13 protein-coding genes are annotated in these 14500 nt (G+C 69.1%); 4 read left to right on the forward strand and 9 right to left on the reverse strand.

The window, feature by feature from the left end; all coding sequences use genetic code 11:
* Positions 1-124 precede the first annotated feature (124 nt).
* Both ACFWGD_RS04180 and ACFWGD_RS04185 read left to right on the forward strand, forming a co-directional pair.
* A complete protein-coding gene (locus ACFWGD_RS04180) occupies positions 125-670 on the forward strand; it encodes a ribonuclease domain-containing protein (protein WP_377777298.1) in 546 nt (181 codons plus the stop codon).
* 164 nt (positions 671-834) lie between these two features.
* A complete protein-coding gene (locus ACFWGD_RS04185) occupies positions 835-1530 on the forward strand; it encodes a vitamin K epoxide reductase family protein (RefSeq protein WP_377777299.1) in 696 nt (231 codons plus the stop codon).
* Positions 1531-1645: 115 nt separating this feature from the next.
* On the opposite strand, the gene ACFWGD_RS04190 is transcribed toward ACFWGD_RS04185, so the two are convergent.
* Positions 1646-2992 (reverse strand): deoxyguanosinetriphosphate triphosphohydrolase, encoded by a 1347-nt coding sequence (locus ACFWGD_RS04190; protein ID WP_377777301.1) that lies wholly within the window; start codon positions 2990-2992, stop codon positions 1646-1648.
* A gap of 161 nt (positions 2993-3153) precedes the next feature.
* Here ACFWGD_RS04190 and ACFWGD_RS04195 point away from each other — a divergent pair, with 161 nt between their 5' ends.
* The gene (locus tag ACFWGD_RS04195; RefSeq protein WP_377777302.1) at positions 3154-5283 is read left to right on the forward strand and encodes a TPM domain-containing protein; all 2130 of its coding nucleotides are present in this window, start codon (positions 3154-3156) and stop codon (positions 5281-5283) included.
* Positions 5284-5327: 44 nt separating this feature from the next.
* On the opposite strand, the gene ACFWGD_RS04200 is transcribed toward ACFWGD_RS04195, so the two are convergent.
* The 3 genes from ACFWGD_RS04200 to ACFWGD_RS04210 all read right to left on the reverse strand — a co-directional run bounded on the left by ACFWGD_RS04200 (position 5328) and on the right by ACFWGD_RS04210 (position 8052).
* On the reverse strand, positions 5328-5726 hold the full coding sequence (locus ACFWGD_RS04200; protein WP_377777303.1) for a hypothetical protein: 399 nt from the start codon (positions 5724-5726) through the stop codon (positions 5328-5330).
* An 87-nt stretch (positions 5727-5813) separates the two neighbouring features.
* A complete protein-coding gene (locus ACFWGD_RS04205; protein WP_377777304.1) occupies positions 5814-6623 on the reverse strand; it encodes a hypothetical protein in 810 nt (269 codons plus the stop codon).
* Positions 6624-6666: 43 nt separating this feature from the next.
* A complete protein-coding gene (locus ACFWGD_RS04210; RefSeq protein WP_377777305.1) occupies positions 6667-8052 on the reverse strand; it encodes a glycine--tRNA ligase in 1386 nt (461 codons plus the stop codon).
* Between the two features lie 466 nt (positions 8053-8518).
* Here ACFWGD_RS04210 and ACFWGD_RS04215 point away from each other — a divergent pair, with 466 nt between their 5' ends.
* Entirely contained in the window at positions 8519-8905 is a 387-nt protein-coding gene (locus ACFWGD_RS04215; protein WP_377777482.1) for a Fur family transcriptional regulator, read from the forward strand.
* 27 nt (positions 8906-8932) lie between these two features.
* Here the strand turns inward: ACFWGD_RS04215 and ACFWGD_RS04220 are convergent, their stop codons facing one another.
* The 5 genes from ACFWGD_RS04220 to era all read right to left on the reverse strand — a co-directional run bounded on the left by ACFWGD_RS04220 (position 8933) and on the right by era (position 14484).
* Positions 8933-10975, reverse strand: coding sequence for an HNH endonuclease signature motif containing protein (locus tag ACFWGD_RS04220; protein ID WP_377777306.1), 2043 nt, complete (start codon positions 10973-10975; stop codon positions 8933-8935).
* 294 nt (positions 10976-11269) lie between these two features.
* Positions 11270-11998: an isoprenyl transferase gene (locus tag ACFWGD_RS04225; protein WP_377777483.1), complete on the reverse strand. Its 729-nt coding sequence runs from the start codon at positions 11996-11998 to the stop codon at positions 11270-11272.
* A 78-nt stretch (positions 11999-12076) separates the two neighbouring features.
* A complete protein-coding gene (gene recO, locus ACFWGD_RS04230) occupies positions 12077-12871 on the reverse strand; it encodes a DNA repair protein RecO (RefSeq protein WP_377777307.1) in 795 nt (264 codons plus the stop codon).
* 20 nt (positions 12872-12891) lie between these two features.
* Positions 12892-13488: a DUF4282 domain-containing protein gene (locus ACFWGD_RS04235; protein WP_377777308.1), complete on the reverse strand. Its 597-nt coding sequence runs from the start codon at positions 13486-13488 to the stop codon at positions 12892-12894.
* Positions 13489-13536: 48 nt separating this feature from the next.
* Positions 13537-14484, reverse strand: coding sequence for a GTPase Era (era, locus tag ACFWGD_RS04240; protein ID WP_377777484.1), 948 nt, complete (start codon positions 14482-14484; stop codon positions 13537-13539).
* Positions 14485-14500 lie beyond the last annotated feature (16 nt).

Here is a 14500-nt window from a genome sequence, read left to right on the forward strand (position 1 = left end):
CCACCATGGTAGCCGCGCCCCCGGATCACCTCGCCCGCAGTCGCGGCATTGCCCCGGGCACGGTGCGCGCGCCGGGATGGCACCGATTGCTTTGCGACGCCCACCGTCATGCAAAATTGGCCCCATGGCAGGAAACAACGGGAACGGTGGCGGGAAGACCGGCAAGGGCATCCTCGCCGGCGCCGGGGCGCTGGTGCTGGCGCTCGCGGCGGCGTGGCTGGGCATCGACGGCTCGAACGGCACTGACGGCACCGGCGGCTCGGGCGATACCGGCAGCAACAACAGCGATGGCGTCGGCAACGGCGGCAACAGCGGCGATAACGGCCGAGACAGCAACGGTGGCGGAAACTCCGATGACACCGGAGGCGACGGGGTCTGCTCCATCGATTCCCTGCCGCCGCAGGCCGACGATGTCGTCGACCGCATCCTGACCAATCAGGACCACATCCACTCCGCGCACGACGGCAAGCACTTCGGCAACTACGAGGGCATCCTTCCCCAGGAGCGCGGCAGCTTCTACCGCGAGTACACCGTGGACACCCCGGGACTCGACCACCGCGGGGCCCGGCGCATCGTCGTCGGCGGCGGCACCGAAGACGACCCGGACGTCTGGTACTACACCGACGACCACTACGAGTCCTTCTGCGAGATCCCCGACGCCGAAGACTGACGCCGAAAATACGCCCAGTGGCGTGCATCACTTTGCGGCGATGCGAGCCCGGGAAGCGGCTAATCTTCCTCCCGAACATATTTGGTGACTGATCAACCAAGTTCCGCGCGGGCCGTCGCCAAGCAATGCCGGACCCGCACCACCGACCCCGACAGGAACCGCAGATGACCGCCGACGCCCCCGGCACCGACCGCACCGCCCACGCCGTCACCACCGGCGCCGACCACTCCGGCCCGGCCGAGCGCACCGCGGCCGGCACCGACCGCGGGCACAGCCCCGCCCTCGCCACGCCCGCACCGCTGGCCTGGCTCTACGTCATCGGCGCCTTCATCGGGCTCGTCGCGTCGATGACGCTGACCGTGGAAAAGTTCGAACTCGCCGAAGACGCCTCCTACGTCCCCACCTGCAGCTTCGGCGAATCCTTCACCTGCGGCTCCGTCATGATCAGCGAGCAGGCCGCCGCCTTCGGCATCCCCAACCCGCTGCTGGGCATCGCGGGATTCGCGGTGGTCATGGCGATCGGCGTCATCATGCTCACCGGCGCGGCCCTGCCCCGCTGGTTCCGCACCGCCTTCGTCATCGGCCTCGGCCTCGCCGCCATCTTCTGCCTCTGGCTGGCCTACCACGCGGTCTACAACATCCACGCCCTGTGCATCTACTGCATGGCCGTGTGGGCCGTGACCCTGACCATGTTCTGGTTCGCGTTCCTGCGCTTCATGGGCGACGCCGCCGACCGCTCCCCCGACTCCGGCCTCGCCCGCGTCCACGCCACGCTGGACATGCTGCGGTTCCCCATCCTCATCGCGGTCATCGTCCTCATCGCCGCGCTGATCATCATCGAGTTCGGGTTCTTCTTCTGAGCCACACCGGGCCCCCACCCGCCATAGCTCATCCGCCGGAGAGCGCCGGCCCGAGCGCGTCAGCCCGGATCCGTCAGCTCGAATCCGTCATCCCGAGCGCCTCAGCCCGGATCCGTCAACCCCAGGCCGCCGAAACGCCCGCGATGCCGCGGTCGAGCTTCTCCACCCGCGACTCCGTCATCGATGCGATCTGATCGACGATCACCCGCAGCCGCCCCGCATCCGACTCCGCCTGGTCGTACATGCGGCGATACACCGGATCCAGGGCGCCCGGCGCGCCCTCCTTCAGGTACTCCGCGACGCGGAACAGCCGGTCGCGCTCCCGATCCTGCCTGCGGATGTGCCGCGGCAGATCCATCACGTACAGCACCGCGATCGTCTTGAGCATGGTCACCTCCGCGAGGATCCCCGCCGGCACCGCCAAATCGGCCGCATACCGCCCCAGGGCACGGTCGATGGGCTGCTTCGGGCCGAACATTCCCTCCGCATCGCTTGACGACGCCCACCGCGCCCTCGCCGCGCTCCTCGTCCCCGCCACCGACGCGGTGACGAAGCGGCCGACCAACTCCGACGTCATTCTCTTCAGCGCCACCATCGACTGCAGCGACCCGTCGTAGGACGCCGCGGCGGAGACGACCGGCAGGCTGGCCAGGCGGCCGGCGGCCTCCACCAGCTCCGCCGGATCACCGCCGAACGCGCGGGCGCCCTTGTCCGCCAGCGCCGCCAACTCCACGGTGTCCCAGAGGACCCCGAGGTCGATGCGGCCGGAAACGATGCCGTCCTCGACGTCGTGGACCGAATAGGCGACGTCATCGGACCAGTCCATGATCTGCGCCTCCAGGCACTGGCGGCCAAACGGCGCACCGGCGCGGATCCACTCCAGGATCGGCGCATCCTCCTGGTACGCGCCATACTTCGTGCGCTTCGTGCCATCCGGCGCGATCGGCGTCCACGGGTACTTGCACGCCGCATCCAACGCCGCCCGCGTGAGATTGAGCCCGCACGGGTGCCCCGAATCATCGAGGGTCTTCGGCTCCAGGCGGGCGAGGATGCGCAGCGTCTGGGCATTGCCCTCGAACCCCCCGCACTCGGCGGCGATCTCGTCGAGCGCCCGCTCGCCGTTGTGCCCGTACGGCGGATGCCCGATGTCGTGCGTCAGACCGGCCAGCTCCGCCAAATCCTCGTCGGCGCCCAGGTCGGCGGCGATGCCGCGGGCAATCTGCGCCACCTCCAGCGAATGGGTCAACCGGGTGCGCGGGGTATCGCCATCATGGGGACCGACGACCTGGGTCTTGTCGGCCAACCGTCGCAAAGCAGCCGAATGCAGCACCCTCGCTCGGTCGCGGGAAAACGCCGTGCGGTGGGCCTCCACGACCTCCGAACCGGGCAGCAGGGACTGCTTCGCACCCTCGTGGAGGATGCGGTCGAGATCGGAAGCGGAATAACGGTATCGGGCTGCCACGCGCCCATCATGCCGCCGATCCCGCGTCACCGCCGGTAGGCGCGCTGTAGGGGCCACCGCGCCGCGGCCGGGTCCGGCGGATGCGGTGTCTTCGCCGCCATGCGGCGGGCGCGTCCGGCCGGTCCACTGTGGCGGCACACCCGCACACGTATCCTCGGGGCATGACCGAGCACGACCGCACCCGCCGCACACACCGCACCAGCCCCACGAACGGCACCAGCTCCACGGACGGCACCAGCCGCGGGCGCCGAAGCCATCGCGGCCACGTCGGCGATCGGGGCCATCGCGGCCACCGCATCGCCGCGACCATCGGGGCCGGCGCACTCGTCGCGCTGTCCGGGCCGCTCGCCGGCGTCGTGCTCTCCTCCGGGCCCGTGCCCTCCGCCCTACCGACCGCACAGGCCGAGGCTCCCCAACGATTCGACGGCCGGATCTGGGACAACGCCGGGGTTCTCTCCGGCGCCGACGAAGCCAGGATCAACGAACGCGCCGCCCAGCTCCAGCAGGAACAGGGCACTGTCGTGCGCATCGTCTTCGTCGACACCTTCGACGGCATGCAGGCCGAACAGTGGGCCCAGCAGACCTGGCAGTCTCTCGGTGGCACGCCGAACCTCGTCGTCTTCGCGGTGGCCGTCAACGACCGAAACGCCGGCGGCGGCGCGGGAAGTGACGTTTCGACCAACGGGCAGGACCTGTTCGATGCAGCAGCTCCGGCACTCGGCCGGGACGACTGGACCGGCGCCGCCATCGCCGCCATCGAGGAAGCCACCGCCCCCACCGCCGCCGAAGGCCTCGGCGTCCTCGGTGCCGGCGCCGCGGGTGCCGCCGTGCTCGGCGGCGGCGCCGTCGCCTGGTCGCGGCGCAACAAGAAGAAGCGCACCGCCACCGAAATCGAAGAAGGCAAGACCCTCCGGCCCGACGACATCGAATCCCACGACCGGCTGTCCACCGACGCCCTCGACGAACTGGCCCGCGAGGAACTCGTCTCCACCGACGAGTCCATCCGCCTGGCCACCACCGAACTCGACCTCGCCCGCGCCGAATTCGGCGACGCCCGCGTCCGCGACCTCGCCCAGGCCCGCGACCACTCGCAGCGCACCCTCAACCGCGCCTTCGAACTGCGCCAGCGCATCGACGACGGCCCCTCGCTGGGCGACGGCGAACGGCGCGGCATGCTGCTGGAGATCATCTCCACCTGCGGCACCGCCGACGACCGCCTCGACGCCGAAGTCGCTCGCTACGCCGAGATGCGCGAGCAGCTGCTCAACGCACCGGACACCCTCGACCACCTGACCCAGCGCGCCATCGACCTGCGCACGCGCATCCCCCAGGCCGCCACCACCCTCGACGCCCTCCGGGCGCGTTACGACGAATCGATGCTCGAATCGATCTCCGACAACATCGACATGGCCACCGAGCACGTCAACATGGCCGAAACCTCCCGGGACGAGGCCCGCAATCTGCTGACCAGGCCCGCCGGCGAACAGGCCGGCCTCATCGACGCCCTCCGCGCCACCGACCTCGCCCTGGACCAGGCCGAAAAGCTGGTCGAGGGCATCGAGCACGCCGACGGCAACATCGCGCAGGCCCTCTCCGGCCTCGGCGCGCTCGTCGCCGAAGTGCGCGGCGAAATCGACGAAGCCACCAATCTCCTCGCGGCACCCGACGCCGCCAACATCGACCGCCCGGCACTATCGAAGGCAGTGGAAGCCGGGCGAAGCGCACTCGGATTCGCCGAAACAAATGGCTCGACCGACCCCCTCGGCGCCTGGACCACCCTCACCGACGCCGACGCCGACCTCGACGACGAACTCGAGGAAGCCCGCGACGCCGCCAACGCCTTCACCCGCAAGATGCAGACGCTGCACAACGCCCTCACCGATGCGCGCGCCCAGGTCACCGGGGCCCGCGACATCATCGGCACCCGCCGCAGCATTGTCGGCTCCACCGCCCGCACCCGCCTGGCCGAAGCCGAACGGCACCTGGCCATCGCCGAACAGATCGCCGGCGACCCCGGCAAGGACCCCGCACGCCACCCGCGCCGCGGCATCCAGGAAGCCCGCACGGCCGCCCAACTCGGCCGCCAATCCGCCAAGGCCGCCCGCGACGACATCAACCGCCACCGCCAGCGCATGAACCACCGCGGCGGCGGCAACTCCGGCGCCATGATCGCCGGCATGGTCATCGGCGGCATGATGAGCGGAGGAGGCGGCTTCGGCGGAGGGTTCGGCGGAGGCGGCGGTGGATTCGGCGGCGGAGGTGGATTCTCCGGAGGCTCCGGCAGCTTCTAGCCTCGGCCGCCCGGCCCGTCTGACCGTCTGGCCGTCCGGCCGGTCTAGCCCATCAATCGCGCGGTGCCGTCCAGGTGCGCGCACGCGAACGCCGCCGCGGCCAACAGCCCCGCATCGACGCCCGCACCATCCGGATCGCCCCCGACGATCTCCACCGCCACCCGGCCCCGCTCCACCTTCGTCCGCGCCACCAAACGCCGCTCCGCGACATCGACGATGTCCCGGCCGCGCTCCCCGTCGCGCCGGTTCAAGCTCAGCTCGCCACCCGGCCCCGACAGCACCACATGCGCCACCGTCAGCCCCACGGCACGCGCACGCCACCACTCATCCGGCGACGACACCGTGAACGAACGCCCCGTCAACCCCGACGGCGTCACCCGCCAATCGGCCGCAATGGGTGCACCGGCGGCGTCGCAAAGCACCCTGCCCCCGGCCCCCGACATGCGCCACGGCCCGGGCGCATCACCGGGGACGGGACCTTGCCCATCCCCCGGTGAACGCCCGGGCCGATCAACGCCAACCATCGCCGCCTACGACACCCACACCCACACGAGGTAGGCGATCAGCAGCAGCAGGCACACCGTGAGAATCCACGTCGAGCTGATCATCCGGTACTCCAGCACCCGGCGAGCCACCCACGTGAGGAAAATCTTCTCCTCGTCCGGCAGCGCACGGCCGGCATCCGTGTCGTACTGGATCTCCGCCGCGCGCACGCCGCGATTGGCGCCCGTGAACTGTCCGAGCTTGCCGCCGCGATCATCCTCGATGACGTAATTCTGCGCGCCCTCGCACACCACGAACAGGTGGCGATCCTGGCCCAGATCCACGTCGATGGTCTTCGCGCGCGACAACTTCGGGCGGTCCTTCGCGCCCGCGGTGAACACGCGGCCATCCGGGAGCGTGGCGACGAGACGACCATCGCCCACGACATCCAAATCCCACGCGCCCTGCGCCGTGGCAATGGCCTCCTCCGGACCGACGCGCACGTACTCCGCGACCTCCGCGCCCTCGGCGGTCACCGGGATGCGGACCTCGTTGCCGCTCTTGGACTCGTCGCCCAGACGCCAGCTTTCCCAGTGCACGACGGTGCCGTCGTCCAGGGTCGCGGCATGGGACTCGTCGATCTCGCGGAGCTGGGGGGCGGCGGGGTCGGCGGGTGCAGCCTCGGCCAGCGGGTCCGCCGGCGCCTCCTCTCCCGGAGCCGGCTCGGCGGGTTCCACGACATCGACCGGATCGGCCTCGGGGACGGCGGGAGCCTCGACGTCCTCGGCGGGCGCCACCGTCGGCTCGTCGGAAAGCCCCCGTGCCTCGAGCCGGTCACGATCGTTCATGTCGCTCATGCGTTGTCTCCTCGCTCGCGTAAAAGGATTGCCCGAAACCGAACTAGCAGCCGATCAGGCGCTGCGCGAGGTAGCCCTCGAGCTCGTCGATCTTGACGCGCTCCTGCTCCATCGTGTCGCGCTCGCGCACGGTCACCGCATCGTCCTCGAGGGTGTCGAAGTCGACGGTGACGCAGAACGGCGTGCCGATCTCATCCTGGCGGCGGTAGCGGCGGCCGATCGCACCCGAGGTGTCGTAATCGACGGCCCACAGGCCGCGCAGCTTGTCCGCGACGGCCTCGGCCGTCGGCGTCAGCGTGTCCTTCTTCGACAGCGGCAGCACCGCGACCTTCACCGGCGACAGGCGCGGGTCCAGCTTGAGCACCGTGCGGGTGTCGGTGCCGCCCTTTGCGTTGGGCACCTCCTCCTCGACGTACGCGTCGCACAGGAACGCCATCATGGCGCGGGTCAGGCCGAAGGACGGCTCGATGACGTACGGCACGTACTTTTCGCCGGAGACCTGGTCGTGGTACCGCAGATCCTCGCCGGAGCTGTCGATGTGGCAGCCCAGGTCGTAGTCGGTGCGGTTGGCCACGCCCATCAGCTCGCCCCACTCGTTGCCCTGGAAGTGGAAGCGGTACTCGAAGTCGATGGTGCGCGCCGAGTAGTGGGCGCGCTCATCCTTCGGAACGTCGAACTGGCGCATGTTCTCCGGGTTGATGCCCAGGTCCAGGAACCAGTTCCAGCAGGCGTCGACCCACTCGTCGAACTTCGCCGGGGCGTCGTCCGGGGCCGTGAAGTACTCGATCTCCATCTGCTCGAACTCGCGGGTGCGGAAGATGAAGTTGCCCGGGGTGATCTCGTTGCGGAACGCCTTGCCGGTCTGGCCGATGCCGAACGGGGGCTTCATGCGCGCGGTGGTCATGACGTTCTTGAAGTTCACGAAGATGCCCTGCGCCGTCTCCGGGCGCATGTAGTGCAGTCCGACCTCGTTGTCCACGGGGCCGAGGAAGGTCTTGAGCAGGCCCGAGAAGTTCTGCGGCTCGGTCCAGTTGCCCGGCTGGCCGGTCTCCGGGTCGGGCACGTCGGCAAGGCCGTTGGCCGGCGGGTGGCCGTGCTTGGCCTCGTAGGCCTCGAGGAGGTGGTCGGCGCGGTAGCGCTTGTGGGTGTGCAGCGACTCGACCAGCGGGTCGGTGAACGTGGCGACGTGCCCGGACGCCTCCCACACCTGGCGCGGCAGGATGATCGACGAGTCGAGGCCGACGACGTCCTTGCGGCCGGTGACGAACGTCTTCCACCACTGGCGCTTGATGTTCTCCTTCAGCTCCACGCCCAGCGGACCGTAGTCCCACGCGGAGCGCGTACCGCCGTAGATCTCACCACAGGGGTAGACGAAACCCCTGCGCTTGCACAGGTTCGCGACGGTATCGACGACAGACTTCGGGGCCACTGCCTCTAACGCTCCTTGGTTCACGGTGTCCCGCCCCGCGGTGGATCCGCCGGGTGCGGGATGACGGTGGGCGGCGCGATGGGCCGCCCCGTGCAATTGACGGCCCGGATGGGCCGCCAACAAGTGCTCCCCACTCTAACCGCCGGTGCGGGTTTCATGCCCATCGGCCCCGGCAAATCGGCGAGGGTAATGTCGGGATGCGAAACAAGCTTTGCGACGGCACCGCTCCCGCCTTTCACCGCGAAGCCGGAAAGGGGCGCGAACCGTGCCGGGATTGGAGAGGTCGGCGATGTCATCCACGTCATCCAGGTCATCGACGGAGAATTCGGCGAAGGATTCAGCGGCGGATTCGGCCCAGAATTCGCCGGAGAACTCGGCGGACAACTCTGCGGCGAGTTCAACGGCGGCCGGAACCTACGGCGATCCCGCTGCGGCTGCGGGAGAAGACGCCGCCCGTCCCCCGAAGATCGGCGTTCGGAGCACTCGCCAGCGCAAGGCGGTGATCGCGGCAATGAACGAGATCACCAAGTTCAGCTCCGCCAAGGACATCCACCAGGTGCTCGTCGAGCGCGGCGACAAGGTCGGACTGACCACGGTGTATCGCACGCTGCAGTCATTGTCGGAGGTCAAGGCCGTCGACGTGCTGCACACCGATGCGGGTGAGGCCCTGTACCGCTTGTGCGGCGACCATCATCACCATCACCTCGTGTGCACCGATTGCGGTGAGACGGTGGAGATCGGCGGTGGCCCCGTCGAAGATTGGGCCGGCACGCTGGCGTCAGAGCACGGCTTCCGCTTGACCGGGCACACTGCCGAGATCTTCGGCGTGTGCGGCGAGTGCCAGGAAGACTGAAACCCGGCCCGGGAAACGGGCCGAATACTATCCCGACCAGCCCCACCATCCCGTCGCCGACGATTCAGCTTCGCGACGTTGAGATTGGTAGGTGCCCCACCATGAGTCGGACCAGCCGGGAGATCGCCGCGCCGCCGGGGAGTCGTTGAATTCCGGAGTTTCGCCGGGCTTCACGTGGCCGACTTTCCCCGTCTCCCTGGGATGGGTCGCCCTTCCGCTGACATCGCCCGAGTCGGCATCGTCATTTTCGCGGTGATGTTCGGGGCAGCGCAGCGTGCAATTGCCGATGTCCGTTCCTCCTCCGAACAGCCACGCATCAATGTGGTGCGTTTCGCACGCATCCGCCGGTTGCTCGCATCCGGGGAAGGTGCACACCGTCTCCGAGGCCATCAGCAGGATTCGCTGCCACAAATCCGCAGTGCGTCGCGAGCGGCCCAGGTCCAAAGGCCTGCCCGTGATGTCGTCGAGCAACGCCAGCCACGAGAACTTGTGCGCCCCGAGCTCGGGCAGCGTGAGGTCGATGCCGGTGTTCGTCGGAAAGCGTTTGAATGGTCGGGCACCCGGAGTCCCCTGTTCGCTGTGCTCCCCTGTGGCACCCGTTCCCCCTGGTGCGCCTGTGTCTCCTGTAGCACCTGTTTCCCCTGGTCCTGATCGTTCCCCCGGTGGCCGCGCCGGTTCGCGGATGGTCAATTCACCATCCAGGTCGGACGCCCTGATCGCCACGACGATCGACGCCACGCCGGGGTTCGGACGAGCCAATGGCCGCGCGACTCCCGAATAGAGATCCGCGACGAAGGGACACCGCTCGGGATCCCAGAACGCTGACTCGGTCCGGAGCCATCGCAGCAACCCGCCGTCAGGCACTCCCGGGCGCGTCCCGCTCCGCATCCCGCCGGCAACCCCGGCAGCCCCCGCCTCTCCGGCAGCCCCCGCAGTTCCAGTGCCGTCCCGAACTCCAGCTGCTCCAGCAGTCTCTGCAGCCCCCGCAGTCGCCCCAACCTCCGCAGCTACCGAGGCTTTCGCAGCTCCCGCAGCCGCTACGCCACCGCTTCGCTGTAGCGCGAAGAGCAGTACATGGTGCAGCGCGTGCACGCGGCGCTGGGTGAGCGTCCGGGGATCCTCCACTCCCTCGGGAAGATCCATGAACGCGCCCGGCCCAGCATTGAGGTGCATCAGCGCATTGAGCGCCGCGGCGGTCGGGGCCGGCACCATGGCGTCGATCTTGCACAGCCCGTCGACGTTTGGAGCCCTCACCGTCATGCGGACCTGCGACGCTCCCGCCTTCATCGCCGACTTCCGCTTTTCCAGGCGTTTCCGGGCTTCGGCGGTGCACATCGAACGAAACAGGTCGGCGGGGGTCGAACCGACGTTGTCTGTGATCGCCTCGGCCACCTCCTCCATCAGGCCATCGGACTGGCCGGTGAAGCTGCCGAGGATGTCGTTCATGCTCGTCGCCTTGCCCACCGGGAAGTTTCCCTCCTTCGCGGCCGCCGCGAGCCGGTCGCCCACCTGGCGGCGGCGCTCCAGCTGCTCTTCCGCGGCTTTCAGCTCGTCGGCGGTGACGTCGGGCGGCGGGTCCGGGTCGGGTTCCGGGTGCAGCGTGTCGCGGAACGCAAGCAGGTGCCGGGCTTCCGTGTCGGTCAGGTCGAACAGGCGCTTCAGGTATGACCTCGCCGTCGCGCGCCCACCGCCCCGCTTGTTCAATTCGTTGACGACGACGGCATCGGCGTACTCGGCGAAAACGGGATCCGCCATGCGCACGGCGTTGCGCAAGCGCACGATCCCCGCCTCGACGGCGTTCACCTCCTCGCCGTGGTGGCCATCCGCGCCGACGCCGCCGATGGGCAGCGAGTTCAGTTCGCGGACGGCAGCGTCGATGGTGCGGGCCAGCTTGTCGACGATTCGACCCACTCCGCCCTCACCGTCCCAGCGGCCGGCACCACCACCGCCACCGTCATTCGCACCGCCGCCAATTCCTTCGGTGCCGCCACCACCACCGCCACCGTCATTCTCACCGCCGCCGATTCCACCGATGCCACCGGTTCCGTCGTTCCCCTGCGTCCCAGTCATGGTCCCCACCCGAGATTCGTGATCGCCCGTTTGTTCGCACCCCAGAACCTACACGCGGTCCCGGATTCTCGCCGGGGAACTTTCGTTCGAATGGCACAGAATCGAACCTTCGCCCGGCGACATCCCCTGCCCCGCAACGGAACTGGAAAATTCCGCGAATTTTCCAGTCCAGAGCCCCCGATCGCCTCACCCGCCGTTGTGCTGCACCCCGAGCGACCCGGCCCCCGCCGCCCCGATCAGCGTAACTGTTCGAAAGTCACGCCCCCGCCAGGCCTACTTCCCCTCCCGCCGCGCTTACTTCACGCCGCCGAACCGCCGGTCCCGCTTGGCGTATTCGATGACGGCGGCGCGCAGGTCCTCGCGGGTGAAGTCCGGGAACAGTCGGTCCTGGAACACGAGCTCTGCGTACGCCGACTGCCACGGCAGGAAGTTGGACGTGCGCTGTTCGCCGGAGGGCCGCAGAAACAGGTCGACGTCGGGCATGCCGGGTTCGTCGAGGTAGCGCCCGAAGTTCTTCTCGTCGATGTCGCCGGGCTTGATCTCCCCCGCCGCCGCCAGCCGTGCGATTTCCCGCGCCGCGTCGACGATTTCGGCGCGGCCGCCGTAGTTGACGCACATGTACAGCGTCAGGTTGGTGTTGCCGGCGGTCTGCTCCTCGGCGATCTCGAGTTCCTTGATCACCGACCGCCACAGCCGCGGCCGCCGCCCGGCCCATCGCACGCGCACGCCCTTGGCGTCGAGTTCGTCGCGGCGCCGGCGCAGGACGTCGCGGTTGAAGCCCATGAGGAACCGCACCTCGTCCGTCGATCGCCGCCAGTTTTCCGTGGAGAACGCGTAGGCGGACAGGTGCGGCACGCCCATTTCCAGGCAGGCGTCGACGCAGTCCATGAGCACGGCCTCGCCGCGTTTGTGGCCTTCGGTGCGCTTCATGCCGCGTTCTTGGGCCCATCGCCCGTTGCCGTCCATGACCAGGGCGATGTGCCCGGGGAGGAATTCCTCGGGGACGGGCGAATCGTGCGGGATGGGGTTCGGCTTCGGCGGGGTCACATCCCCATCATGCCCCACGGCGCCCTGCGGGCTTCACTTCCGGTGGGGGTCGCTTTACGACGGCCCGTCTTCTCCCCATCTGGCATCGACGTACGACAGTGCCGCGACGCGCCGGCCGAGGTGGAATTGAAGGTGGGCCGTCGCCAAGCCGCGTGCCTGTGCAGCCATGGCGCGGAAGCCGCGGGCCCCGGCGACGGCGGCGACGTAGTCCCAGCGGTCGTGGGCGAGCCACCACATCAGGCGCAGGACGTCGGTGGGTGGCGTGGCGGCGCCGGGTGGGCGGCATTCGACGCAGACGGCGCCGCCGGCGGCGGGGGCGAATGCCTTGTGGGGGCCGGGTTTTCCGCATTGGGCGCAGTCGAAGAGGCTGGGCGCCCAGCCGGCTTCGGCCATGGCCTGCAGCAGGTAGGCGGTCAGCAGGACACCGGGAGTGCGGCCGACGACGCGATTGCCGCCGGTTTCGGAATTCGCCAGCGATTCGAGGGCGCCGACGGTGAGGTCCCACAGCCCTGGCGAGGGCGTGCCTTCTTCGCCGGCTAGGCGTTCGGCGGTTTCCAGCACCCCGCAGGCGCAGGTGTAGCGGGCGTAGTCGTCGACGATGGGTGCGGCCCAGGTCCGTACGGCTTCGGCGCCGGTGATGGTGCCCAGGTTGCGGCCGGGGTGGATTTGGACGTCGACGTCGACGAACGGCGCCAGCCGCGATCCGAACCGTGATTTCGCGCGCCGCACGCCCTTGGCCACGGCGCGGACGATCCCGTGGTCGCGGGTGAACAGGACGATGATGCGGTCGGCTTCCCCCAGGTCGTGCCGCTTGACGACGATCGCCCTATCCCGGTAGCTCTCCGCCATCGATTATCGGCCGCCGCCGCTCAGCGGCGCTGCTCCAGGTTCTGCAGGGACTGGGCGGCGCGCACGAGCGCGAGGCCGGCTTCGAGGAGCATGCGGAATAGGGCCAGTTGGAGGACGAAGAGGACCAGGACCACGGGGATGCCGACGATGAGCGCCATGATGCCAAAGCCCGCGTCGGTGGCGAATGCGGAGATCAGAGCCGCGAGGGCCCACACGACGACGCCGACGGACATGACGACGGTGATGAGGACGTAGACGATTTTCACGATCGACGGCGTCGCGTACTTGCGGAAGGAGAAGTCGAACAGCGCGGAGAAGAATCCCGCGTCGCGCGCCACGCCGGCCTGCGGGGCGTCCCAGCCGGCGGCGTACTGCGGGTACTGCGCGTACTGCTGGTTCTGCGCGTAGTGCGGCTGCGCCGCGTACTCCGCGTACTCCGCGTACTCCTGGTTCTGCGCGTTCGCCGAGTACGGCGACTGGTCCTGCGGCTGGCCATTCTGTGCCTGGCCATTCTGTGCTGCGCCAGCATTGTGGCCGCCGTCGTGGCCGTCATTGCGGCCGCCGTTGAGGCTGCCGTCGTGGCCGATGTCGCCGTAGGGGTTGTCGGTGCCGGTCATGGTGGATCCCTTTCCTGAGGTTTATCGAAGGACGAGATTACCCGTCGCTTAGAAACCCAGGCGACCCAGCTGCTTCGGGTCGGACTGCCAGTCCTTGAGGACCTTGATGCGCAGGTCGAGGAACACGTTCTCGCCGAGCAGCTCGATGAGCGACTTGCGGGCCTTCTGCACGGTGACGCGCATGCGGCCGCCGTCCTTGCCCATGAGGATGTGCTTCTGGCCGGGGCGCTCCACGTAGATGACGGCGTGGATGTCGGTGACGCCCTCGCGGTCGGGGTTGGGCAGGACCTCGTCAATCTGGACGGCCACCGAGTGCGGCAGTTCCTCGCGCAGCCCGCCGAGGGCGGCTTCGCGGATGAGCTCCGCCATGCGGGTGTCGCGGTCTTCGTCGGTGACGTGGCCCGACGGGTAGTACTTGGGCCCCTCGGGCAGCAGCGACGCCATGACCTCGACGAGGGTCTCCAGGTTTTCGCCGGAGTTCGACGACACCGGCACCAGCTCCGCCTCGGGGCCGAGCAGGTCGTGCAGTTCCATCAGGCGCTCGGCGACGACGTCGCGGGCGACCTTGTCGGTCTTGGTCACCACGCCCATCAGCGTCGTGTTCGGGCACGCCTCGCGGACAGATTCGAGGATCCAGCGGTCACCGGGGCCGATCTTCTCGTCGGCGGGCACCGACACGGCGATGAGGTCGACGTCGGCGTAGGCCTCTGCGACCATGTCGTTGAGCCGGTGGCCCAGCAGCTTGCGGGGCTTGTGCAGGCCCGGGGTGTCCACCACGATGAGCTGGCAGTTCTCGCGGTGCACCACGCCGCGGACGGGGTGGCGGGTGGTTTCGGGCTGGTCGGCGGTGATGGCGATCTTTTCGCCGACGAGCGCGTTGGTCAGCGTGGACTTGCCGGTGTTGGGCCGGCCCACGATGGACACGAAGCCGGAGCGGTGGCCCGGCGGGGTGGCGTAGTCGTCGGAATCGCCGCCGATTCCGGCGCCCGCCAGCATGTCGTCCAGGTTTCCC

It is taken from the genome of Corynebacterium sp. NPDC060344, assembly GCF_042725215.1.
Lineage (GTDB): Bacteria > Actinomycetota > Actinomycetes > Mycobacteriales > Mycobacteriaceae > Corynebacterium.